Source organism: Myxococcales bacterium (assembly GCA_016717005.1).
Taxonomy (GTDB): domain Bacteria; phylum Myxococcota_A; class Polyangia; order Haliangiales; family Haliangiaceae; genus UBA2376.
Window position 1 is genome coordinate 1 of record JADJUF010000027.1, and the last position, 22,427, is coordinate 22,427.

The following is a 22,427-nucleotide window of genomic DNA, read 5'->3' on the forward strand; positions in this document are numbered from 1 at the left end:
GATGGCCTCGCCCGGGGCCAGCGCGACCTCGGGGAAGTGGGCCCGGGCCTCGACCGCGTCGACGATGCGCAGCCCGGCCGGCGCGCACTCCTCGCGCATCGCGAGGAACGCGGCGGCGATCGCGGCGTCGACGGTGGGCAGGATGAACGCGGCCAGCAGCCGCGCCTCGGCCCGACGGTGGAGGCGCAGCGTCGCGCCGGTGATGAACCCGAGCGTGCCCTCGCTGCCGCACAGCGCGCGCGCCAGGTCGGGGCCGGTCGAGCGCCGCGGCGCGACCCGGGTGTGGATCGTGCGGCCGTCGGCCAGGACCGCCGACACGCCCGCGACCGCCTCGTCGAAGAAGCCGTGGCGCGCCGACGACTTGCCCGGGGTGCGCACGCCGATCAGCCCGCCGATCGACGAGGCCAGGATGCCGGGCGGGTAGTCGCCGATCGACAGCCCGCGCGGGGCCAGCACCTGCTCGAGCGCGAGCCCGGTGAGCCCGGCCTGCACGTCGCACAGGAGCGAGGTCTCGTCGAGCTGCACCACCTGATCGAGGCGCTCGGTGGCGATGTGCACGCGCGGGCGCTCGCCCAGCGCGCGGACCCGCGCCGCCCGGAACCCGGCGCCGACCGGCACGACCGCGGCGCCGGCGTCGGCGGCGGTGCGGATGACGTCGGCGACCTCGGCCGGCGACGCCGGCGTGACGATCCAGGCCGGCTGCCCCGGCACGGCGCGCACGTGCTCGGCCCCGACCAGCCGCGCCAGCTCGGCGGTGAGCGTCACGGCGCGCGCCCCCGCCGCGAGGTCAGCCCGAGCTTGCCGGGGTTCATGACGTCGTCGGGATCGAAGCTGTGCTTGAGCGCGGTCAGGATCGCCATGGCCTCGCGGTGCTCGCCGGCCATGAACGGCGCGCGCAAGAGCCCGACGCCGTGGTGGTGGCTGATCGTGGCGCCGACCCGGGTCGCGGCCTCGAGGCCGTCGCGCCAGATCGCGTCGTAGCGGCGCTCGCTGGCCGCGCGATCCTCGGCGTGGGCCGCGAACGTGAAGTAGATCGAGCAGCCCTCGGTGTAGGCGTGGGAGAAGTGGGCCATGACCACGGCGTGGCGGCCGATCGCGGCGCGGACCGAGTAGTAGAGGTCCAGGAGCTGGCTCCAGCGGGTCGCGACCTCCATCGTGTCGACGAACGCGCCGTCGCGGAACACCGGCGACATCTTGTAGCTGACGGCGTAGCGGCGCGCGAGCCAGGCCCGGCCCGGCTCCTCGCCCAGATCGCGGGCGCCGGCGCGCTCGAGCTCGGCGAACGTCAGCGCGGCCTCGACCTCGGTGCGCAGGCGCGCGCCCTCGAGCCCGATGATCAGCTTGCAGCCCTTGCGCGCGATCTTCTCGGCGACCGCGCCGACGACGCTGTTGATCAGGCGCGGGCGATCGAGCAGCGCGGTGAAGGCGTCGCCGCGCAGGCCGTCCTTCTTGCGCCGGGCCAGGCGCATCAGCCGCTCGAGCGGGCCGTCGTCGTCGGTCGGCCGCGGCGGCGGCGGCAGCGGCGGCAGCGAGCCCTCGCCCGGCAGCGGCGCCGGCGCGTGGGTGTGCGCGAAGTCGGCGGCGGCCTGATCGTGGTGGTGGCCGCTGAAGCTGTTCACGAACGTGTCGAGCTCGTCGTACAGGCGGACGACCGACGGGCGCAGCCCGCGCTGCAGCACCCGCCGCAGCGCCTCGACCCCGGCGGCGACGTTGTCGACCTCGAACCCGCGGAACACGCGCAGCTGCGGCGCCGACGCCAGCCGCAGCCGGGCCGAGGTGATGATCCCGAGCGTGCCCTCGCTGCCGAGCACGAGCTGGGTCCAGTCGGGGCCGCCGAGCGCGCGGCGTGGGCCGTCGGTGTCGACCACCTCGCCGGTGCCGGTGACCATGGTCAGGCCCGCGACCCGATCCTCGACCTTGCCGTACTTGGTCGAGAGCTGGCCGGCGGCGCGGGTGGCCAGCCAGCCGCCCACGGTCGAGCAGTAGATCGACGACGGGAAGTTGCCGAACGTGTAGCCGCGCCGGGCCAGCTCGCGCTCGAACCGCTCGCCCGACAGCCCGGCCTCGACGTCGCAGACGTGGTCGGTGCCGCGGATCCCGCGCAGCGCGGCCATGCGCTTGGTGTCGACGGTGATCCCGCCGAACACCGGCACGACGCCGCCGCACACGCCCGAGCCGCCGCCGTAGGGGATGATCGGCACGCCCAGGGCGCGGGCGGCCCGGACGATCGCCGCGACCTCGCGCACGGTCTCGGGCCACACCACCGCGGTCGGCAGCGACGCCGGCGGCGCGCCGGCGCGGCGGGCCAGCAGCAGCCGTGGCCACATGTCGCGCGCGTAGGTGTCGAGGTCGCCCGGGCGCAACGACACGCGGCGCGGCCCGACGATGGCTTCGAGCTCGCGGCGGACGCGGTCGGCGTCGGCGACCATGGCGCGACGTTACGGGGGGCGGCCCGACCGTGCAAGGGCGCGCGGGGCTTGCGTCACGCCGGCCGGCGATCGAAGGTCGCGCCATGACCAGCGCCGACCGCTTCGCCGCCGAACGCATCCACCGGATCGCCGTGATCGGCGCCGGCACCATGGGCCACGGGATCGCGCACGTCGCCGCGCTGGCCGGCCACGAGGTGCGGCTCTACGACGTGACCGCGGCGGCGGCCGAGGCCGGGCGCGCCAAGGTGGTGGCCAACCTCGGCAAGGGCGTGGCGCTGGGCAAGCTGACCGGCGAGGCCCAGGACGCGGCGCTGGGGCGCCTGACCGCGACCGGCGACCTCGCCGCGGCCGCGGCCGAGGTCGACCTGGTCATCGAGGCGGTGCCCGAGCAGCTCGAGCTCAAGCAGCGGTTGTTCCGCGAGCTCGATCAGGCCGCGCCGGCGCACGCGCTCCTGGCCTCGAACACCTCGTCGCTGTCGCTGGCGGGGATCGCCGGCGCGGTCGCCGATCCCGCCCGCGTGGTGGGCATGCACTTCTTCAACCCGGTCCACCTGATGAAGCTGGTCGAGGTCGTGCGCCACGCCGGCACCGACGCCAGCGCGGTCGCGACCGCCGTGGCGCTGGCCGAGCGCTGGGGCAAGACCCCGATCACCGTCAAGGACAGCCCCGGGTTCGCGTCGAGCCGGCTCGGCATCGCGCTGGGCATGGAGGCGATCCGCATGGTCGAGGAGGGCGTCGCCACGGTCGAGGACGTCGACACCGCGATGAAGCTGGGCTACGGCCACCCGATGGGGCCGCTCGAGCTGACCGATCTGGTCGGGCTCGACGTGCGGCTCGGCATCGCCGAGTACCTGGCGGACGCGCTCGGCGTCAGCTTCGAGCCGCCCGAGCTGCTGCGGCGCATGGTCGCCGCGGGCACGCTCGGCAAGAAGTCCGGCCAGGGCTTCTACCGCTGGGTCGACGGCAAGCGCGCCTGAGGGCCGCGCTCGGTCAGCCGATCCGGCGCGCCTCAGCCGGACGCGGCCGATCAGCCGGCCCGGTCAGACGCGGTTGCGATCGCGGCGGGGCGCGTGGCGCCGCTCGGGCCGACCGTGCTTGCGATCGCGCGCGCCGGGGCGCCCGTGCGCGGGGTCGTGGCGATCGATCTTCTGGTCCTGGGCCGCGGGCGTGAGCGACCACGCGGCCAGGCGCGCGGCCATCGGATCGGTGCGCTGCAGCAGCGCGACCTGCATCGCCACGTTGGGATCGACCGCGCGGCCGTCGAGGCGGACCTCGAAGTGCAGGTGCGGGCCGGTGGCGCGGCCGGTCGAGCCGACCCGCCCGATGCGGGTGTTGCCGGCGACCGCGAGGCCGACCTTGACGTCGATCGACGACAGGTGGGCGTAGCGCGTGACGACGCCGCCGCCGTGATCGAGGAAGATGACCTTGCCGTAGCCGCCCTTGACGCCGGCGAACGCGACGACGCCGGTGCCGGCGGCGTAGACCGGCGTGCCGCGATCGGCGCGGAAGTCGGTGCCCTTGTGGAACTTGACGTAGCGGAGGATCGGATGGCGACGCCAGCCGAAGCCGGAGTTCTCGGCGCCGGGCACGGGCGAGGTGGCGAGGATCGTCAGGTCGGGGATCGCGGGCGCCGGCAGGAGCGCCAGGACCGCCGGGGCGCGATCGGTGATCGCGGCGAGGGCGTCGCGGGTGCGCACCACCAGCTCGAGCGGCAGCTGCGCGAGGGTGACGGTCCACGCGGCGCGGGTCGGCGGCAGCGTCATCCAGGCGGCGAGCTGCGCGGTCACGCGATCGACCGAGGCGACGACGTCGGCGGGCGCGGCGGCCGCCCCGTCCGGGACCGCGCGGGCCGGCGCCGCGGTGGTGGCGAGGGCCACACCGAGGGTCACGGCGCTGAGCGTGCGGACGGAGACCATCGACCGACGAGTCTTCGCCGCGGCGATGTAGGTGATCAACCCGAGGTGGCCGAAATCGACGGCGCCGATGTAGGCGGATCGGGGTTGCGTCGCGGCGATGGCTGGCCACAATGCCGCGATGTCGCTGGCTCGCCGGGTGTTGACGATCGCGCTCGCGCTGGCGGCGGCGGCGGGCTTCGCGATGTCGGTCGAGGGCGGGCGCTGGTGGAGCCTGGGCCCCGACATCCACGTCGGCCCGATCTCGACCGAGCGCTGCTTCGGCGGCGACTGTCAGTTCAGCACGCTCGCGTGGACCGGCGGCTCGGGCGCCTGGGAGCGCGTCGGCATCGCGACCTACGCCGGCGGGCTGTGCGCGGCGCTGGTGTGCCTGGCGCTCGCCGGGTCGCTCGCGGCCCGACGGCCGGGTCGCCTGGCGGCGGCGGTGACCGCGATCGCCACGATCACGGCCGGGGCGGCCGCGGCCGGGTTCTACCTGCTGCGCCCCGACATCCCGGGCGGGACCACCGGCCGTGGGGCGCTCTTGTTCGCGGGCGCGGTGGCGGCGGCGGCGGCGGCGGCGGTGGCGACGTTGACCGTGAAGCGCGCCGACCCGTCCGCGCTCACGTCGTGACGTCCTCGACCGCGCCGAGCTGCGCGGCCAGCGCGCGGTACCAGGCGGTCGCCCGCGCGGCGCGCCCGGGCAGCGCGGTCGAGCCCCACACGATCGACAGGGTCACGCGGGTGCCGGCGTGGGTCTTCGTGCGCTGCGCGTCCTTGACCGGCGTGCCGCACGGGCCGTCGACGTCGTGCAGCGCCAGCAGGCCCGACGCGTCGATGGTCTGGCCCGACGGGTTGAACACGTAGGTCGTGGCCGGCCGGCACACCGCGATCGCCCACGGGCCGCGGCCGAGGTCGACGTCGACCACGCTGATCGGCAGGCCGGTCCACAGCGACACGTGGTTGCACGCGTCGACGACCGGGTTGACCTGCGGGAACCGGCCCTCGGCCTGGGCCGCGATCAGGTACTCCGACGCGGGCTTGCCGCGGCCCGCGGGCTTGTAGCCGCCGTGGCGCAGGAGCGCGCGCACCGCCGCGCGGACGTCGTCGTCGACGCGCCAGCCGTCGGGGGCGGCCAGCGTCGGCGCGGCCACGTCGGCGAGGGCGGCGGGCAGGCGGGTCACGGGAACGGGAACGGGAACGGGAACGGGAACGGGAACGGGAACGGGAACGGGAACGGGAACGGGAACGGGAACGGGAACGGGAACGGGAACGGGAACAGGAACAGGAACAATCGGACGGGATCGGGATCGGGATCGGAATCGGAATCGGGATCGGGATCGGGGTCGGGAACGGGAACGGAATCGGGATCCGGATCGGGATCCGCGATCGTGCCGGCGCGCTACCGGCGGCGGCGCAGGTAGTAGTGGACGCCGTGCTGCGGGTGGGCCAGCCGGATCGCGATCGCGTCCTTGCCGGCGGTGGCGACCTCGGCGCGGAAGCGGCCGCTGCCGTCGCGGCTGGCCGGCTTGCCGTCGACGGCGACGCTCCAGCCCTCGGCGGTCACGCCGGCGACGGTCAGCGGATCGGGCCACGCGGCGTGGGGCGGCGGCGTCGTGATCTGCGCGGTCGGCGCGGCGTTGTCGAAGTCGATCGTGAGCGTCGTCGGCGGCGACGTCCGGGTTCCGGACACGACGTAGAACGTGTAGCTGCCCTCGGGCAGGCTGCCGGGCGCGAGCACGTGGGCGCCACCGGTGGCGGTGAAGGTCTGGGCCGGGCCCTTGGCCGGCTGCACCTTGAGCGTCGACGCGCCCTTGACCTCGCGCCAGCGGATCGTGATCTGCGGGATGCGGTTCTGGTAGCTGACCATGTACTTGCGGCCGTCGGCCTCGATGTCGTTGGTCGGCGCGGTCCGCACCACCGGCGCCGCGCCGGTGTCGCCGGCGACGCGCACCGAGCCGGCCTTGCTGGCGCCGCTGTCGCAGCGGACCTTGTAGCGGGTGGCGCCGGCGCCAGCGAAGAAGCCCGCGCCGGTGGCGCCGCCCATGCGCCGGGGCGCCGCGAACGAGCCCCGGGCGTCGGCCAGCTCGACCACGCCGGGGCCGCCGCACAGCGCCGCGAAGTCGATCCGGACCGCGACCTTCTTGCTGGGGTCGTGGATGACCGCGCCCTCGCCGGGCGCGACCTCGACGTCGAAGCGGGTCGGCACCGGGTCGCGGACCGAGGCCTCGCCGGTGCGCGCGTGCACGCCGGTCTCGCCCGGGCGCGCGCTGGCGTCGCTGACGTCGCCGTCGATCGCCACGTCGCCGCGCTCGATCCGCGCCAGGGTCTCGGCGCGCCCGATCGAGATCGCGGCGGCGCCGCCGGCGGGCACGACGATCGCGCCGCCGGGCACGGCGACCGCGACCTCGGCGTCGCGCGCGCGCACGGTCGTCGTGCCGGTGACGCCGCTGGCGATCGGGCCGCCGGGCGCGCCGATCGTCAGCTCGGCCGGGCCGACCGCGGTGGCGACGTCGTTGCCGCGCGCCAGCTCGAGGGTCGCGCCCTTGGGCAGCTTGATCGTGTCGCCGGCGGCGACCTGGGCGACGCCGGCGGGCACCGGCCGCGGCGCCGCGGCGCCGGTGCGCGCGGTCACGCCCTTGCCGCGCACGGTGGCCGTGAGATCGGTGGCCGCGACCGGCGGCGGTGGCGGCGGCGGCGGCGGGTCCGCGGGCGCCGGGCCGAGCTGCTCGATCACCGCGCCGCCGATCGCGACGACGAGCTGGCCGCCGGCCTCGAGCGTGACCGGGCCGTCGTCGCGCTGGATCACCGCGCGGCCGATCGAGACCTCGAACCGGATCGTGCCGTCGGCGCTGACCGCGCGCAGCGTGCCGCCGGCCTCGATGACCGCGACGCCGGCCTCGGTGATGATCGTGATCGGCTGGCCCTCGGCCGCGGCCTCGCCGCGCTCGAGCCGGGTGCCGGCCGCGACGAACCGGACCATGCTGTCGGCGCCGAGCCGCACGATCGGCCCGCCGCGGAGCTGCAGCCGGGCCCAGGCGCTGGCGCCGGTGCGGACCGCGTCGCCGAGGACGAACGGCTGGCCCAGCGGCGCCGCGGCGTCGGCGCCGCCGTGCTCGCGGGTGACCGCGCCCTGGCCCTCGGCCAGCGTGGCCACCGGGGCCGCGCGCTGGCTCTTGCACGCGACCACCGCGACCACCGCGACCACCGCGACCACCGCGAGCGCGCCGGCGAGCAACGCCGCGCCGGGCCGGATCATCGCCGGCCCTTCACCAGCTCGATGTTGAGGATCGGCACGCCGCCCTCGACCACGACCGCGGTCTTCTTCTGGCTGCGGTACCCGGGCAGGGTCACCGTGACCGTGTACGTGCCGGGCGGCACGTCGACCGCGAACGAGCCGTCGGCGGCCGAGGTGACGTCGAGCCCGATCGGCTCGATGCGGACCTTCGCCGCCAGGCCCTTGCCGCCGAAGTCGCGGACCAGCCCGCGGATCTGCGAGTTGGGCTTGATCCGCACCAGCACCAGCTCGACCGTGGCGCCGACGCCGCCGACGATCGTCACGGTGGCCTGGGCCGGCTCGTAGCCGCCGCGTTCGGCGGCGATCTCGACCGCGCCGACGCCGAGGTCGGGCGCGGCGAACGTGCCGTCGTCGCCGGTGAGCAGCGTGGCGCCGCCGATCGTGATCGTCGTGTCGGGCAGCGGCGCGCCGCTGTCGTCGAGGACCCGGCCGGTCAGCGGCCCGGTGGTCGGGAGCGGCGGCGGCGGCGGCGGCTCGTCGATCGGCGGCGGCGGCGGCGGCGGCGCGATCACCGTGGGCCGCGGCGGCGCCGGGCGCCAGGCCAGGCCGATCGCGATGGCCACCCGCGGCTCGACGTCGACGAGCTGGTCGGGCGCGAGCGCCATCAGGTCGGGGCGCTGGCTCAGCCCGAGCTCGACCAGGCCCTCGAGGGTCAGCGAGCGATCGAGCGCGCGGCGCACGCCGACGCCGGCCCGCAGCGGGCTCGCGAGCGTCGCCGGCGCGCCGTCGCCGATCAGCACCTCGCCCGAGAGCTCGCCGAACCACTGCCAGGCCGCGGCCCGGTGGTTGACGCCGAGCCCGATCAGGGCGGCGTTGGCGTCGGACAGCCCGAGGCCCAGGCGATCGGACGCGGACAGCGTCGCGGCGTCGACCGACTCGGTCGAGTTGTCGTAGCGGAAGCCGGCGGTCGCGGTGATGGCGGTGGCGCCGACCGTGCGGGTGTAGACCACGCTGGCGTCGACGGTCGCGGCCGCGGGCTCGACCGACGGGGCGTCGGCGCCCGGCAGCCACACGCCCAGGCGCAGGGCGAGCGCGTCGCCAGCGCCGAGCGCGCCGCCGACGGTGACGCCGAGGCGCGGATCGCCGATCAGGCCGTCGTCGTTGACGCCGCCGGTGTGGAGATCGTAGCGGCCGGCCAGGCGGCCGGTCAGCTCGAGCCACGGCAGCGCGCGGACCGCGACGACGACGTCGCCGCTGGCGCGGTGGTGGCGATCGTCCTGCGCGAGCACGTCGCCGGTGAAGCCGTAGCCCGAGGCCAGCGCCGCCGACAACGTCGGGCCGGGCCCGATCGCGCGCACGCGCCCGAGCGCGGGGATCCCGTCGTCAGCGGCCGCGGGCGCGATGACCGCGGCGGTGGCGAGCAGGATGGACAGCGCGATCGAGCGTGGGGACATGGGGCCTCTGGCTACGGATGTTGCTTGACGGCGACCGCGATGCGAAACGCGGTCGGCGCCGCCTGGGCCGGGAACTTCGTGGCGCGCCCGACGCTGGCGACGCACGCGCCGAGCGGGGTGGCCGCCACGGCCGCCGGCATCACGTCGACCTTGGTCGGCGTGCCGCGCGCGTCGATCTCGAACCGGAGCACGATCTGCGCCGGCGCGGTGTCGGGGGTCGCGTGCCGCTGGACGCACGCGGACACCTCGCCCTGGCGGCGCTCGAACGCCGCCGACAGCGGATCGCCAGCGGCCGGGGGCGGGCGGCTGGGCGGCCGGGCCCGGACCGCCGCGTCGGGCGCGGGCGCCGCTGGCCCGGCGTCGACCTCGACGACCGGCGGCGCGACCGCGGGGCCGCCGTCGAGGAGCTCGACGCTGGCGGTGCCGCGCTCGGTCACCATCGTCACCGGGGCCGCGCCCGCGTCGTCGCCGCGGCGGCTCAGGGCGTAGGCGACGGCGGCCCCGGCCACGAGCACGGTGACCGAGGCGACGATCCACGGGGTGCGGGCGGCGCGCGTCGGCGGCGCCGGCGTCGCCATCGGCGTCGCGTCGGTGGTGGGCGCCGGCGCCAGCGGCGCGCGCACGAACCCCGGCGGCGTGGACGTCGGCACGTCCGAGGACCTGGTCAGGATCGAGGTGCTGGCGGAGGGAGACGGCGTCGCGGTCGACGCCCGGCCGTCGCTGGACTCGGGCCGATCGCGCCACGGCTCGGGCCGCGCGCCCATGGTCTCGGTGAAGAACTCGGCCAGCCGCGACGGCGCCAGCGTGTGGCCGTGGGCGTGGGCGTAGGCCTCGAGCGCCTCGGCCAGATCGCGGGCGGTGGCGTAGCGCTGGGCCCGGTCGAAGTGCATCGCGCGCTTGACGATCTCCTCGAGCGCGGGCGGGTACTCGGGATCGAGCTGGGTGGGCCAGGTCACCGAGCCCGACATCACCGCCCAGATGATCGCGGCGTCGTTGTCGGCGGTGAAGGCCCGGCGCTGGGTGGTCAGCTCGTAGAGCAGGACGCCGAGCGCGTAGACGTCGACGCGGCGGTCGAGCGCCTCGGCCCGGCACTGCTCGGGCGCCATGTAGGCGATCTTGCCCTTGGTCACGCCGGCCGCGGTCGCGTCCTCGCGCTGCGTGGCCTTGGCGATGCCGAAGTCGACCAGCTTGACCGCGCCGGCGTAGGTGATGACGACGTTCGACGGCGAGACGTCGCGGTGGACCAGGCCCAGCGGCTGGCCGTCGTCGCCGACCAGCTCGTGGGCGAAGTGGCAGCCGGTGGCGGCGCCGACGACGATCGTCAGGGCGTGGGCCACGGGCATGCGCGCGCGCTTGTGCGCGAGCTCGCGGAGCAGCGCCCGGCAGTCGTCGCCGTGCAGGTACTCCATCGCGTAGTAGTAGAGGCCGCCCTCCTCGCCGAAATCGTAGACGTGCGAGATGTTCGGGTGATCGAGCGTGGCGGCGTAGCGGGCCTCGTTCAGGAACATCCGGACGAACTCGGCGTCCTTGGCGTAGCTGGGCAGGATCCGCTTGAGCACGACGTGCTTGGCGAAGCCGGCCAGGCCGGTCATGCGCGCGAGGTAGATCTCGGCCATCCCGCCGATCGCGAGCCGTCGGACGATCTCGTAGCGTCCGACGCGGGTGCCTGCCGCCAGGGCGTCGTCCATGTCCGGGGCCGAGGATACCGCGGCTGGCGTCGGCGTGCGTGGCCGAGGCGCGATCCTCGATCGACTTGTTCACGCGCGGGCCCTAAGGTGCGCGCATGTACCATCACATGTTCGGCCAGCAGCGGAAGCAGCTGGCGCAGCTCGGCTCGTGGCTCGATCGCGCGACCGCCCACGCCGAGGCCAAGAAGTTCGACCCCGACCTGTTCCTCGGCTTCCGGCTGGCGCCCGATCAGTTCCCGTTCGCGCGCCAGGTCCAGGTCGCGTGCGACACCGCCAAGCTCGGGGCCTCGCGCCTGACCGGCAAGCCGGCGCCGACCCACGCCGACGACGAGCGCACGATCGCCGACCTGCGCGCCCGGATCGACGGGGTGGTCGCGTACCTCGGGACGTTCACGCCGGCGGACTTCGCCGACACCGCCGACCGCGTCATCACCCAGCCTCGCTGGGAGGGCAAGGTCATGTCGGGCGCCGACTACTTCGTCGAGCACGTCGTGCCGAACTTCAACTTTCACCTGACCACCGCCTACGCGATCCTGCGCCACAACGGCGTGGCGGTCGGCAAGCGCGACTACCTGGGCGCGCTGAGCCAGCGGCAGCCGTGACCGGCGCGCGTCGGGCGCGCCGGGCGTTGCCGACGCCGGGGGCGGACGTGGTACCGATCGAGGGGTGACCGAGCCGGACGCGATCGGGCCACGGATCGGCGACGCGGTGCCGTTCACGGGCATCCAGCCGGGCGGCGGCGTGTGCATCGACCTCGAGGCGCGGTGGCGGCGGCTGCGCCGGGCGATGTTGACGCGGCTGCGCCCGGGCTACGTGCGGCGCGCGGCCGCGGCCCGCGTCGGCGCGTGCCCGGCCTGCGTCCACCAGCCGATCGATCCGCGCGACCTCAAGCTGGTGCGGCCGCAGTGCGGTCAGCGCTGGCCCGACGACGAGGCGTTCTGGCGACCGCGCCTGGGCCTGGCCCGGGCCGGCCTGGCCGAGGTGGTCGTGACCGTCGCCGCGTGCGCCGCGCTGGCCGCGGCCGTGGTGATCGCGGCGCGGTCGACGGGCGCGTGGCCGGTGTGGCTGGGGCTGGCGCCGGTCGCCGCGGCGCTGGCGTTCGGGCTGCACTTCTTCCGCGATCCCGAGCGGGCGGTGCCGGCGGCGCCCGACGCGCTGCTCGCGCCCAGCGACGGGGTCGTGACCCAGGTCCACACCGTCGACGATCCCGACTTCCCCGGCGGGCGCGCGGTGCGCGTGAGCGTGTACCTGTCGCCCTACGACGTGCACCTCAACCGGGCGCCGCGGGCGGCGCGGGTGATCGCGATCCGCTACTTCCCGGGCCGGTTCCGCAACGCGCGGCACCGCGACTGCGCGCGCGTCAACGAGCAGCTCTGGGTCGATCTCGAGGAGCCCGGCGGCCGGATCGTGCGGGTCAAGCAGATCTCGGGCGCGCTGGCGCGGCGCCTGGTGTGCTGGCTGGCGGTCGGCGAGGACGTGCGCCCGGGCGTGCGCTACGGGATGATCAAGTACGGCTCGCGCGCCGACGTGCTGGTGACGCCCGGCCCCGAGGTCGAGGTCGCGGTGACCGTGGGCCAGCGCGTGGTCGCCGGCCAGACCGTGATGATGCGGTTCGGGGGCGGCGCGTGACCGTCGCGCTGTACAGCCGCAGCTACTGGGACGTGCTGGTGGCGGTGGCGCCGTCGCTGGTGGCCGGCGGGAAGGGCAAGGTCGATGCGCCGTCGACGGTGCGGGCCGGCGGCTTCGCGTGGAACGCGGCGCGGACGCTCGCGGGCTCGGTGGCCGTGCGGATCGTGACCGTGGCGCCGGCGGGGGAGGGCGCGCGCCTGGCCGCCGAGGTGCCGACCGGCGCGACGCTCGAGGTGCTCGCCGCCAGCGGCGCCGGCTGGCTGCCGATGACGGTCGTGCTCGATCCCGGCGGCCAGTGTCGGATCCTGCGCGACCCGGGCGCGGGCCTCGACGCGGCCTGGCGCGCGGCGGCGGTGAGCGCGACGACCGCGGCGGCGGCGGTGCACGTGCTCGGACGGCTGCCGGCCGGCTTCGCGGCCGACGTGGTCGCGGCGGCGCACGCGCGCGGCGCCCGGGTCGGCTGGTGCGGCGGCGCCGACGTGGCGCCGGCGCTCGAGGCCGCGCTCGATCTGGTGTGCGTCAACGCCCGCGAGGCCGCGGCGCTGATCGGCGATCCCGCGGCGTCGGTGGCGGACTGCGCGCGCGCGCTCGCGGCCCGCGCCACCGGGGCCGACGCGGTCCGGGTGGTCACCGGCGGCGGCGGCCAGCCGACGATCGCGGTCCACAAGCTCGACGGCGCGCTCGACGTCCACGCGATCGCGCCGGCGCCGATCGATCCGTCCGAGATCCGGACGTTGCTGGGCGCCGGCGACGGCTTCGCCGCCGGGTTCATGCGGACCGCGTGCCTGGACGCCGACGGGGTGCCGCGGCCGCGGCTGGCGGTGGCCGCGGGGCTCGCGGCCGGGCAGGCGGCGGCGCGGGCGGTCATGACCGGAGGCGGGGCCGGTGGCTGACGGGGCGCTGGCGCGGTTCCGGCTCGACGGCGAGGTCGCGCTGGTCACCGGCGGCGCGCGCGGGCTGGGCCGCGCGATCGCCGAGGCGCTGGCCGAGGCCGGCGCGACCGTCGCGGTGACCAGCCGCGATCGGGCCGCGGCCGAGGCCGCCGCGGGCGAGCTGGCCCGGGCCCACGGGCGCGCGGCCATCGGCGTCGCGCTCGACGTGACCGACGCCGATCAGGTCGCCGCGGTGATCGCCGAGGTCGCGGCCGCGGCCGGGCGGCTCGACGTGCTCGTCAACAACGCCGGCACCACGCGCCGCGGCGCGCTGACCGCGCTGACCGCGGCCGACTGGGACGCGGTGCTCGACACCAACCTGCGCGGCGCGTGGCTGGGCGCGCGCGCGGCCGCGCCGGCGATGCGCGCCGGCGGCGGCGGGCGCATCGTCAACGTCGCGTCGATGTTCGCCCACGTCGGCCTGCCGGCGCGCTCGCCCTACGTCGCGTCGAAGGGCGGGCTCGCGGCGCTGACCCGCGCGCTCGCGGTCGAGCTCGCGCCCGACCAGATCCGGGTCAACGCGCTGTGCCCGGGGCCGTTCCAGACCGCGATGGCCGACGCCGCGGCCCGGGCCGACCTGCTCGCGGCGATCCCGCTCGGGCGCTGGGGCCAGCCGCCGGAGCTGGGGCCCGCGGCGCTGTTCCTGGCGTCGGCGGCGTCGAGCTTCGTCACCGGCACGACCCTGACGGTCGACGGCGGCTACACCGCGCGATGACCGCGCCCGCGTGGCTCGACCGGCTGTGCGCGCAGGTGCCGGCGATGATCGCGGGCCCGCGCGCGCCGGCGCCGGATCGGCCGCGCGCGCTCGCGATCATCGGCGGCTCGGGCGCGGGCAAGACCACGCTGGTCGACGGCGTGCGCGCGGCCGCGATCGCCGGCGTGGTCGTGCCCGAGCGGCGCGTGACCCGGCCGCCGCGGCGCGGCGACCATCCGGCCGAGGCGGCGCACCGCGACGCCGCGGCGTTCGCGGCCGAGGTCGCCGCGGGCGTGCTGCGCCCGAGCTGGCAGCGCCGGCTGGGCGGACGGGTCGAGCGCTACGGCTTCGTCGCCGCGCCCGGCGCGCGCCTGCTGGTGTACTCGGGCAACGCCGCGCTGGTCGACGCCGCGGCGGCGCTGACCCCGCCCGACGCGCTGGCCGACGCGCTCGTGGTCGCGGTCGTGGCGCCGTCGGCGGTCCGCGCCGCGCGCCTGGCCGCGCGCTCGCCCGATCTCGATCCGGCCGAGCGGGCCGCGCGCCTGGCCGAGGCCGCGCCGCCGGCCCACGCGATCATCGACAACGGCGGTGACGACCCGGCGCCGGCGATCGCCGCGCTGCTGGCGCTGGTGCGCGCGGCGGTGGCGCGGTGACGCCAGGCGCGCGCCACCTGATCCTGTTCGGCTGCTCGTTCCTGGCGCTCACGATCGGCGGCGTCGCGGTGGCGCTGTGGCGCGCGCCGATCGGCTGGCACGAGCTGGCCGCGGTCGCCGAGCTGGCGCCCGCGGCGATCGCGGTGGTCGTCGCCGGCACGCTCGCGACCTACCTCGCCGACGTGGTCCGCTACCGCGCGGTCGGGCGGGCGATCGCCGTGACCGTGCCGTGGCGGGCCGCCCTCGACACCAGCGTCGCCAACTTCTTCTTCTCGTGGCTGACCCCGGGCTCGACCTTCGGCGTGCCGGCGACGATCTACATGCTGGGCCGGCGCGGCGTGCCCTGGGACGCGACCGTCGCGATCGCGTTCGCCAAGGCGTTCACCGGCGTCGCCGTGCTGGTGGTGGTCGCCCTGGCGATGGTCGCGCTCGGCCTGGGGCCGCGCTACGACGGCCGCCTGGTCGCGACCGTGGTGTTCGGGGGCGCGGTGTTCACGGCGCTGTGCGCGGCGCTGGTGCTGGCGGCGGTGCGGCCGCGCCCGGCCCAGCGCGTGGTCGCGCGGGTGTTCGGGTGGCTCGGGCGCCGGGCCCGCGGCGCCCACTGGGTCGAGGCCGCCGAGCGCGTCACCCACGACGCGGTCGATCGGCTGGCGCGCTTGCGCACCGGCGGCGCGGCGCCGCTGGCGCGCCTGGCGCTCGCGCACGTGGCGTTCTTCGGCGCGACCACCGCGGCCGGGGTCGCGCTCATGACCGCGTTCGGCGGCGCGGTCGACGTCGCGACGGTGTGCGCGGTGGTCGTCTACCTGGCGTTCACGTACCTGGCCCCGACGCCGGGCGGCGCCGGCTTCGCCGAGGCCATGGCGGTGCCGTTCTTCGGGCCGCTGGTCGCCGACGGCCAGGCGGTCGCGTTCGTGCTGTGCTTCCGCGGGCTGACGCTGTACGTGCAGATCGTGTTCGCGGCGCCGTACATGCTGATCGTCGGCGGGGTCGGCGAGATCCTGGCGCGGGCGGCGCGCCGCCGGAGCCCCGATGGGTGACGACGACGCGCTGGGGCGTGCGCGCCGCGACCGCGCCGCGATCGCCCGGCAGGTGCGGCGCCGGGTCGGCGCCGGGGCCGCGCACCGCCGCGCCGACGACGCCGCGCGGATCGACGGCTACCTCGACGAGCTGGCGCTCGGCTACCGCGGCTGGGCGCGGCGCGCGGCGACCGCGGCGCTGCGGCCGCTGCTGGGCGCGGTCTACACGCCGCCGGGCGACGCGCTCGACGCGCTCGACGCCCTCGACGATCGGCTCGAGCTGACCGGCGAGGTCGCGGCCCTGACCGCCGCGGCGCGCGCACGCGCGCTGATCCTGGCGCCGACCCACGGCGCCAACCTCGACGCGCTCGCGGTCGGCGTGGCGCTGGTGCGCCTGGGCCTGCCGCCGTGCGCGTACCCGGTCGGCGAGCACCTGTTCCGCAACCCGGTCGTCGGCGCGCTGATGCGCGCGGTCGGCGGCTTCCGGATCGAGCGTGGCCGCACCAGCCCGCGCTACCTCGCGGTCGTGACCGCGTACCTCGCGGCCCTGATCGAGCGCGGCGTGCCGCTGGTGGTGTTCCCGGGCGGCACCCGCAACCGGGCCGGTACCGTCGACGCGCGCCTGCGGCTGGGGCTGATCGCGGCGGCGACGCGGGCCGCGGCCGCGGCCGGGCGGCCGGCCGTGGTGGTGCCGTTGACGATCAACCACCAGCTCGTGCTCGAGGCCGCGCACCTGGTCGACTACCACCTGCGCGGCCGCGGCCACGAGCGCGTCGTCGGCGACGAGCTGTTCGTGCCCGGTCGGCTGACCGCGACGGCCCGGCGGCTGCGCGCGCTCGATCAGCGCACGGTGCTCGGCGTCGGCGCGCCGCTCGCGGCCGCGGGCCGGGCGACGCCGGCCGCGCTCGCGGGCGCGCTGGTGACCGCGTACCGCGCCGGCGCGGTGTTCCTGGACACCCACGTGCTCGGGCGCGCGCTCGACGAGCTGCGCGTCGCCGCGGGCGGGCCGGTCCAGCCGCAGGTCGCCGCCGGTGCGCCGCGGCGCTGGCCCCGGGCCGAGGTCGAGCGCGCGGTCGCCGCGGTCGCGGCCCTGATCGCGCGGCACCCGACCGACGGGCGGCGCTGGCGACCGCACCGCGACCCGGCGGCGATCGTCGCCGGCGCGCTGGCGGCGTGGCGGGCCGGGCACCCGGCCCCGATCGCGCAGGCCACCGGCACGTCGATCGCGCTGATCGATCCGCGCCTGGCCTGGTTCTACGGCAACCGCACCCGCCACGTCGGTGCGCCAGCGCCCGGGACCGGTTGACGGCGCCGCGCGGACGGCCGACGCTGCGGCGATGTCCTCGCCCGACTACGATCGCCACGACGCGCTCGGCCTCGCCGAGCTGGTGCGCACGCGCGCGGTGCACCCGCGCGAGCTGGTCGATCGCGCGATCGCGCGGATCGAGCGCGGCAACCCGCGCCTCAACGCCGTGATCCACACGATGTACGCCGCCGCGCGCAAGCAGGCCGACGCGGTCGACGTGACCAGCGCCGCGCCGTTCGTCGGCGTGCCGTTCCTGGCCAAGGACCTGCTGGCGACCTGGGCCGGCGAGCCGCAGGCCTCGGGCTCGCGCCTGACCGGCGCCTGGGTCGCGCCCCACGACAGCGAGCTGACCAAGCGGTTCCGCGCGTCGGGCGTGATCACCCTCGGCAAGACCAGCACGCCCGAGTTCGGGATCGTGCCGGTGACCGAGCCCGAGCGGTTCGGGCCGACCCGCAACCCGTGGAACCTCGAGCGCACGTGCGGCGGCTCGAGCGGCGGCTCGGCCGCGGCGGTCGCGGCCGGGTTCGTGCCGATGGCGTCGGGCGGCGACGGCGGCGGCTCGATCCGGATCCCGTCGTCGTGCTGCGGCCTGTTCGGGCTCAAGCCGACCCGCGGTCGCACGCCGCTGGGCCCCGACGTCGGCGAGGCCTGGCAGGGCTGCGCGATCGAGCACGTGCTCACGCGCAGCGTCCGCGACTCGGCGGCGATGCTCGACGCCACCCACGGCGAGGACGCCGGCGCCCCGTACGCGGCGCCGCCACCGGCGCGGCGCTTCCTCGAGGAGGTCGGCGCGCCGCCCGGCCGCCTCAAGATCGCGTTCACGCGCACGGCGCTGTTGCCGGCCGAGGTCGATCCGGCGTGCGTGCGCGCGGTCGAGGACGCGGCGGCGCTGCTCACCGAGCTCGGCCACGACGTGGTCGAGGATCACCCGCAGTTCGACGCCGAGCAGATGGCGGTCGACTTCCTGACGATGCTGGTGGGCGAGGTCGCGGCCGACGTCGCCGGCTGGGAGGCCACGCTCGGGCGCACGGCCCGGGTCGGCGATCTCGAGAAGGAGACCGCGGTGCTGGTGCGCATGGGCCACGCGGTGCCGGCGGTCGAGTTCGCGCTCGCGGTCCGGCGGCTGCGGATGGTGGCCCGCCACGTCGCGCCGCTGTTCGCCCGGTACGACGCGTTCTTGACGCCGACCCTGGCGCAGCCGCCGCTGGCGATCGGCGCCCTCAAGCCCAAGGCGTCCGAGGCGGTGGTGCTGCGCATGGCCCAGCGCCTGCCGATCGGCAAGCTGCTGCACAAGCTCGGCGCGCTCGATCAGATGGCCGCGCGCGCGTGGGCGTTCACGCCGTTCACCGCGGTCTGGAACGTGACCGGCCAGCCGGCGTGCAGCGTGCCGCTGCACTGGCACGAGGGCCTGCCGATCGGCGTGCAGCTGGTCGGGCGCTTCGGCGACGAGGCGACGCTCTTGCGGCTGGCGTCGCAGCTCGAGGTCGCGCGGCCGTGGGCCGACCGTCGGCCGCCGGGGGCGTGAGCGCTCAGCGGGGCTTGCCGTCGGGCGGAACCGGCGGACCGGGCGGACCCGGCGGCGCCTGCGGCGGCGCGTATGGGTGCTGGCGCGGCCAGCCCCCGGCCCAGGGATAGCCAGGGGGATACCCGTACGGCGCACGCGGCGGATAGCCCTGCGGCGGCGGATAGCCCTGCGGCGGCGGATAGCCCTGCGGCGGCGGATAGCCCTGCGGCGGATGGCCCGTCGGCGCGTAGCCCGGCTGCGGCGCGTAGCCCGGCTGCGGCGGCGGATAGCCCTGCGGCGGTGCGTAGCCCTGCGGCGGCGCAGCCGGCTGCTGGACCCCGCCGAGCTTCTTGGCGGCGTCCTCGTCATCGAGCTTGAGCGCGATGCGTGCGTAGCGCTTGACGATCCACCACGACGCGACCATCACCAGCACCGGCACGGCGAGCAGCGCGTAGGCGATGTGCTCCTTGCCGTCGAGCGTCAGCGGCTGACCGAGGAACAGCGCCGCGTCGTAGCTGCCGTGCAAGAACACCGCGAGCGCCAGGCCGCCGAGCGCGCCGAGCCCGCGCTGGTCGAACCGTCGGCGGGTCGCGCCCGAGCAGGCGATCGTGGTCCACAGCGCGTGGCCCGGCACCGCCAGCACCGCGCGCAAGATCCACGTGACGATCAGGCCCTTCAGCTCGACCTGCCCGAGCAGGTAGAAGACGTTCTCGACCAGCGCGAAGCCCAGCCCGGCCCGGGCGCCGTAGACCACCGCGTCGAGGCGCTCGTCGTAGGAGCGGCGGTCCCACGCGACGGCGTAGACCACGCACACCTTCATGGTCTCCTCGATCAGCGCGGCGACGATGAACGACGTGAACAGCGCGCCGCCGTAGCTCGACTCGGGCGGGCGGTGGTCGCCCATGGCGCCCATGAGCACGCCGTCGAAGATCAGCACCGGGATCACCGACAGGCCGCCGAACAGCGCGACCAGGCGCCGGACGCTCGCCGGCTCGGGCCGCTTGCGGTCGAGGCGGTCGAAGTACCACATCGCGAACAGCGCCGGCAGCGCCCCCGCGGCCGCGACGTAGATCGGTGGAATCCCCACCGCGGCAGTGTACGCGAATCTGTCGGGCCGCGGGTTCGCGACCGACGGCGGCGGCCGACCGCCCGCGGCGCGGCCGTCGACGGCGCGTCAGGCGTCGTCGTGCGCGGGCCAGGTCACCCGGAACGTCGAGCCGCGCCCCGGCGCGCTCTCGATGTCGATCCGCCCGTGGCCGCCATCCACGATCCGGTGCACGGTGGCCAGCCCGAGCCCGGTCCCCTGGCCCTCGGGCTTGGTCGTGAAGAACGGCTCCAGGACCCGCGCCCGCGTGGCCTCGTCCATCCCGATCCCGGTGTCGCCGACCGTGAGCACGGCGGCGCGGGCCGCGGCCGGGCCGTCGACGCTGACGCCGATCGTGATCCGGCGCTGGTCGCCGTCCCCGGCGTCGATGGCGTCGCGCGCGTTGACCAGGAGGTTCATCACGACCTGCTCGATCTCCGACGGATCCGCCAGGATGCCGGGCGCGTCGTCGTCGAGCGCGACCGCGACCGAGACGCTGCGCCCGAGCAGCGGCCGCATCATCTCGAGCGTCGCCGGGACGACCTGCTGCAGCGTCACGCGCTGGTGCGCCCGCGGCTCGCGGCGGCTGAACGCCAGCAGCTGGCGGATCAGCGCGGTGCCCTGCGCCACCGCGCCGGCCACCTGATCGAGCGACGCGCCGAGGGCGGGCGCCTGGCGCCGCATCAGCTCGACCTGCAGGGTGACGATCGTGAGCAGGTTGTTGAAGTCGTGCGCGACCCCGCCCGCGAGCTGCCCGAGCGCCTCCATCTTCTCGACCCGCCGGAGGTGCGCCTCGAGCCGCGCCCGCTCGCTGACGTCGAGGATCGCCAGGACCATCGCGTCGGCGCGATCGGGCGACGTCACCGACGCGGTGCTCACCAGCACCCGCGCGCGGGTCCCGTCGTGCCGCGCGAGCGCCAGCTCGAGCCCGGTCGCCGCGTCGGGGCCGAGCTGCGCGCCGCCGAAAAGCGTGGCCAGCTCCATCGAGGCCAGCGCCTCGACCGAGTAGCCGCTGAGCGACGCGAGCTGCTGGTTGGCCCAGACCAGCCGGTTGCCCGCGACCCGCGCGATCCCGACCGGCGCGGCCGCGAGGATGCCGCTCAGCTGGGCCTCGCTCGCGCGCAGCGAGGTCTCCGCTCGTCGGCGCAGCTCGAGCTCGGCCCGGGTCACCAGGAACAGCGAGGTGACCGACGCGGTGGCGAGCAGCTCGTACGGCATCGAGCGGAGCACCACCCAGTACGCCGACGCCAGCTCCGCGGTCGAGAGCAGGCCGACCATCGCGTTGGTCACGACCATCACCGGCAACAGGATCGCGACGTAGTAGACGACGACGATCGCGGCCCAGGCGGCCCCGACCGCCACCGGGCGCAGCTGGCGCGGGCGCAGCCACGCGTACGCGAACCACGTCGCGACCGCGCCGGCGGCGTGCATCGCGAAGGTCGAGAGGATCGAGCCGTCCGCTGGGGTCGTGTGCGCCGTGATCGCGGCGACGATCAGCAGGTACGCCCAGTGCCGGAGGTAGACCACGCTCAGCAGCACGGCGATCTCGCGGAGGTCGGCGGCGGCCCAGGTCACGCCCGGGATCTGGAAGTGGATCATCCCGCACAGCATCGACGCCAGGCCCCAGCCGACGGCCTGGAGCACCCCGAGCCCACGCAGCCGCCAGCGGTCGCGGTCGACGGCCGCCGCGCGAGCCTCCACGCCGGGACCCCGGCCCTCCCCAGTGGCCGAACGCGACATGGGCAGAAGTCTACCAAGCCTGGCGGCGGCGCCGGTCGACGCACCCCTCATCGTGGCCCAGCGGCGGATCCAAGTCGTTAGAATCATCATGGAAACCGTGCCCTCGAATATTCGTGCCGGGGTGTTCGTCTGTGAGGGGCCGGCGAGCTATACCCGCCGGCAACGCCGAGACGACCTCGGCCAGACGGCGCCAACCGCCGGGAGGATCCATGTTCAAGTCCACGCTCGCGCTCACCGTCCTTGGCACCGCGCTGGTCGCCGCCGCCGCGCCCGCCCACGCCGGCGACGGCACCGACCTCCTGAAGTTCGCGCCCGAGACCAGCCAGATGGTGCTGGTGTTCGACGTCGCCGACGCGCGCGACTCGTCGCTGCTGCAGAAGGGCATGACCAAGCTGCTCGACGCCAGCGCCGAGGCCAAGACCAAGCTCGCCGAGCTCGGCCTCGACCCGATGAAGGACATCGACACGATCATGTTCGCCGGTGGCGGCGCCAAGGATCTGTCCGACGGCGGGCCCAAGGAGATGGTGATCGTCGTCGAGGGCCGCCTGCCCAAGGACAAGCTCTCGACCTTGCCCAACGCGATCAAGACCAGCTACAGCGGCATCGACATCTACAGCCACAACGACACCGACGCGGCGTTCATCGGCGACCGCATGTTCTTCGTCAAGAAGGGCAAGATGAAGGCCGAGATCGACATCGCGCTCGGCAAGGGCAAGGGCAAGGGCAAGAACCTGGCCGCGTCCAAGAAGGGCAAGGCCCTGCGCGCCGCGATCGCCGCCACCGACACCACCGCCGACCTGTGGGCCACGATCCTGGTGCCGACCAAGAACCAGGCCGACATGAAGAAGGAAGGGATGGTCGCCAAGACCGTCGCCGCCGGCATCAACTTCACCTCGGACCTCGGCATCGCCTTCGACATCGGCACGGACGCCGACGCCTCGGCCGCCAAGGTCGTGGGCCTGGTCCAGGCGCAGCTGCCGCAGATCACCCAGGGCCTGGGCACGGTCGGCCTGTCCAAGGCGGGCAAGTCGTTCACCGTCAAGCAGGTCGGCCCGTCGGTGAAGATGGCGGTCACGCTGACCGAGGCCGAGCTGATGGCGCTGATGAACCTCGCCAAGCAGTTCGGCGCGATGGGCGGCGGCAACCCGTAAGGGTCCGCGCGCTGCGC

20 protein-coding genes are annotated in these 22,427 nt (G+C 76.1%); 11 read left to right on the forward strand and 9 right to left on the reverse strand.

Annotated features, from left to right (window positions below):
• Together IPL61_22065 and IPL61_22070 are read right to left on the reverse strand one after the other, a co-directional pair.
• Positions 1-765: FAD-binding oxidoreductase (locus tag IPL61_22065; protein ID MBK9033917.1), on the reverse strand; the 765-nt coding region annotated here is incomplete at its 3' end.
• A complete protein-coding gene (locus IPL61_22070; protein MBK9033918.1) occupies positions 762-2,429 on the reverse strand; it encodes an FAD-binding oxidoreductase in 1,668 nt (555 codons plus the stop codon). The genes IPL61_22070 and IPL61_22065, both read right to left, overlap by 4 nt.
• An 83-nt stretch (positions 2,430-2,512) precedes the next feature.
• Between IPL61_22070 and IPL61_22075 the strand changes: the two genes are divergently transcribed.
• Positions 2,513-3,406: a 3-hydroxyacyl-CoA dehydrogenase family protein gene (locus IPL61_22075; GenBank protein ID MBK9033919.1), complete on the forward strand. Its 894-nt coding sequence runs from the start codon at positions 2,513-2,515 to the stop codon at positions 3,404-3,406.
• Between the two features lie 63 nt (positions 3,407-3,469).
• Here the strand turns inward: IPL61_22075 and IPL61_22080 are convergent, their stop codons facing one another.
• Entirely contained in the window at positions 3,470-4,345 is an 876-nt protein-coding gene (locus IPL61_22080) for a M23 family metallopeptidase (protein ID MBK9033920.1), read from the reverse strand.
• 118 nt (positions 4,346-4,463) lie between these two features.
• Between IPL61_22080 and IPL61_22085 the strand changes: the two genes are divergently transcribed.
• On the forward strand, positions 4,464-4,955 hold the full coding sequence (locus IPL61_22085) for a hypothetical protein (GenBank protein ID MBK9033921.1): 492 nt from the start codon (positions 4,464-4,466) through the stop codon (positions 4,953-4,955).
• Here the strand turns inward: IPL61_22085 and IPL61_22090 are convergent.
• The 4 genes from IPL61_22090 to IPL61_22105 all read right to left on the reverse strand — a co-directional run bounded on the left by IPL61_22090 (position 4,945) and on the right by IPL61_22105 (position 10,701).
• On the reverse strand, positions 4,945-5,505 hold the full coding sequence (locus IPL61_22090) for a hypothetical protein (protein ID MBK9033922.1): 561 nt from the start codon (positions 5,503-5,505) through the stop codon (positions 4,945-4,947). The genes IPL61_22085 and IPL61_22090 overlap by 11 nt on opposite strands.
• A gap of 218 nt (positions 5,506-5,723) precedes the next feature.
• A complete protein-coding gene (locus IPL61_22095) occupies positions 5,724-7,580 on the reverse strand; it encodes a FecR domain-containing protein (protein ID MBK9033923.1) in 1,857 nt (618 codons plus the stop codon).
• Entirely contained in the window at positions 7,577-9,013 is a 1,437-nt protein-coding gene (locus tag IPL61_22100) for a carboxypeptidase regulatory-like domain-containing protein (protein ID MBK9033924.1), read from the reverse strand. Before IPL61_22100 ends, IPL61_22095 begins: the two co-directional genes overlap by 4 nt.
• An 11-nt stretch (positions 9,014-9,024) precedes the next feature.
• Positions 9,025-10,701, reverse strand: a complete 1,677-nt coding sequence (locus tag IPL61_22105; GenBank protein ID MBK9033925.1) for a protein kinase — start codon at positions 10,699-10,701, stop codon at positions 9,025-9,027.
• A 95-nt stretch (positions 10,702-10,796) separates the two neighbouring features.
• Between IPL61_22105 and IPL61_22110 the strand changes: the two genes are divergently transcribed.
• The 8 genes from IPL61_22110 (at position 10,797) to IPL61_22145 (ending at position 18,456) form a co-directional block, all read left to right on the forward strand.
• A complete protein-coding gene (locus tag IPL61_22110; protein MBK9033926.1) occupies positions 10,797-11,303 on the forward strand; it encodes a DUF1993 domain-containing protein in 507 nt (168 codons plus the stop codon).
• Positions 11,304-11,367: 64 nt separating this feature from the next.
• Positions 11,368-12,330 carry a phosphatidylserine decarboxylase family protein gene (locus IPL61_22115; protein ID MBK9033927.1) on the forward strand — a complete coding sequence of 321 codons (963 nt, stop codon included), beginning with the start codon at positions 11,368-11,370 and terminating at the stop codon, positions 12,328-12,330.
• Positions 12,327-13,223: a hypothetical protein gene (locus tag IPL61_22120; GenBank protein ID MBK9033928.1), complete on the forward strand. Its 897-nt coding sequence runs from the start codon at positions 12,327-12,329 to the stop codon at positions 13,221-13,223. The genes IPL61_22115 and IPL61_22120 overlap by 4 nt, the downstream gene beginning before the upstream one ends.
• A 7-nt stretch (positions 13,224-13,230) precedes the next feature.
• Complete coding sequence (locus IPL61_22125) at positions 13,231-13,977, forward strand: glucose 1-dehydrogenase (protein ID MBK9033929.1); 747 nt, start codon at positions 13,231-13,233, stop codon at positions 13,975-13,977.
• Positions 13,974-14,609: a hypothetical protein gene (locus IPL61_22130; protein ID MBK9033930.1), complete on the forward strand. Its 636-nt coding sequence runs from the start codon at positions 13,974-13,976 to the stop codon at positions 14,607-14,609. The genes IPL61_22125 and IPL61_22130 overlap by 4 nt, the downstream gene beginning before the upstream one ends.
• Entirely contained in the window at positions 14,606-15,646 is a 1,041-nt protein-coding gene (locus tag IPL61_22135; GenBank protein MBK9033931.1) for a flippase-like domain-containing protein, read from the forward strand. The genes IPL61_22130 and IPL61_22135 overlap by 4 nt, the downstream gene beginning before the upstream one ends.
• A complete protein-coding gene (locus tag IPL61_22140) occupies positions 15,639-16,931 on the forward strand; it encodes a 1-acyl-sn-glycerol-3-phosphate acyltransferase (GenBank protein MBK9033932.1) in 1,293 nt (430 codons plus the stop codon). Before IPL61_22135 ends, IPL61_22140 begins: the two co-directional genes overlap by 8 nt.
• 31 nt (positions 16,932-16,962) lie before the next feature.
• Positions 16,963-18,456, forward strand: a complete 1,494-nt coding sequence (locus IPL61_22145) for an amidase (protein ID MBK9033933.1) — start codon at positions 16,963-16,965, stop codon at positions 18,454-18,456.
• Between the two features lie 4 nt (positions 18,457-18,460).
• Here the strand turns inward: IPL61_22145 and IPL61_22150 are convergent, their stop codons facing one another.
• Together IPL61_22150 and IPL61_22155 are read right to left on the reverse strand one after the other, a co-directional pair.
• Entirely contained in the window at positions 18,461-19,522 is a 1,062-nt protein-coding gene (locus IPL61_22150) for a PrsW family intramembrane metalloprotease (GenBank protein MBK9033934.1), read from the reverse strand.
• Between the two features lie 87 nt (positions 19,523-19,609).
• Positions 19,610-21,220, reverse strand: coding sequence for a PAS domain-containing protein (locus IPL61_22155; protein ID MBK9033935.1), 1,611 nt, complete (start codon positions 21,218-21,220; stop codon positions 19,610-19,612).
• Between the two features lie 248 nt (positions 21,221-21,468).
• Between IPL61_22155 and IPL61_22160 the strand changes: the two genes are divergently transcribed.
• Positions 21,469-22,410 carry a hypothetical protein gene (locus IPL61_22160; GenBank protein ID MBK9033936.1) on the forward strand — a complete coding sequence of 314 codons (942 nt, stop codon included), beginning with the start codon at positions 21,469-21,471 and terminating at the stop codon, positions 22,408-22,410.
• Positions 22,411-22,427 lie beyond the last annotated feature (17 nt).

Bases quoted from the DNA above. Each gene is read 5' to 3' on its own strand.
- IPL61_22085 (MBK9033921.1), top strand. From the start codon at position 4,464: ATGTCGCTGGCTCGCCGGGTGTTGACGATCGCGCTCGCGCTGGCGGCG.
- IPL61_22110 (MBK9033926.1), top strand. From the start codon at position 10,797: ATGTACCATCACATGTTCGGCCAGCAGCGGAAGCAGCTGGCGCAGCTC.
- IPL61_22095 (MBK9033923.1), bottom strand. From the start codon at position 7,580: ATGATCCGGCCCGGCGCGGCGTTGCTCGCCGGCGCGCTCGCGGTGGTC.
- IPL61_22105 (MBK9033925.1), bottom strand. From the start codon at position 10,701: ATGGACGACGCCCTGGCGGCAGGCACCCGCGTCGGACGCTACGAGATC.
- IPL61_22070 (MBK9033918.1), bottom strand. From the start codon at position 2,429: ATGGTCGCCGACGCCGACCGCGTCCGCCGCGAGCTCGAAGCCATCGTC.
- IPL61_22075 (MBK9033919.1), top strand. From the start codon at position 2,513: ATGACCAGCGCCGACCGCTTCGCCGCCGAACGCATCCACCGGATCGCC.
- IPL61_22100 (MBK9033924.1), bottom strand. From the start codon at position 9,013: ATGTCCCCACGCTCGATCGCGCTGTCCATCCTGCTCGCCACCGCCGCG.
- IPL61_22080 (MBK9033920.1), bottom strand. From the start codon at position 4,345: ATGGTCTCCGTCCGCACGCTCAGCGCCGTGACCCTCGGTGTGGCCCTC.
- IPL61_22145 (MBK9033933.1), top strand. From the start codon at position 16,963: ATGTCCTCGCCCGACTACGATCGCCACGACGCGCTCGGCCTCGCCGAG.
- IPL61_22140 (MBK9033932.1), top strand. From the start codon at position 15,639: ATGGGTGACGACGACGCGCTGGGGCGTGCGCGCCGCGACCGCGCCGCG.
- IPL61_22160 (MBK9033936.1), top strand. From the start codon at position 21,469: ATGTTCAAGTCCACGCTCGCGCTCACCGTCCTTGGCACCGCGCTGGTC.
- IPL61_22130 (MBK9033930.1), top strand. From the start codon at position 13,974: ATGACCGCGCCCGCGTGGCTCGACCGGCTGTGCGCGCAGGTGCCGGCG.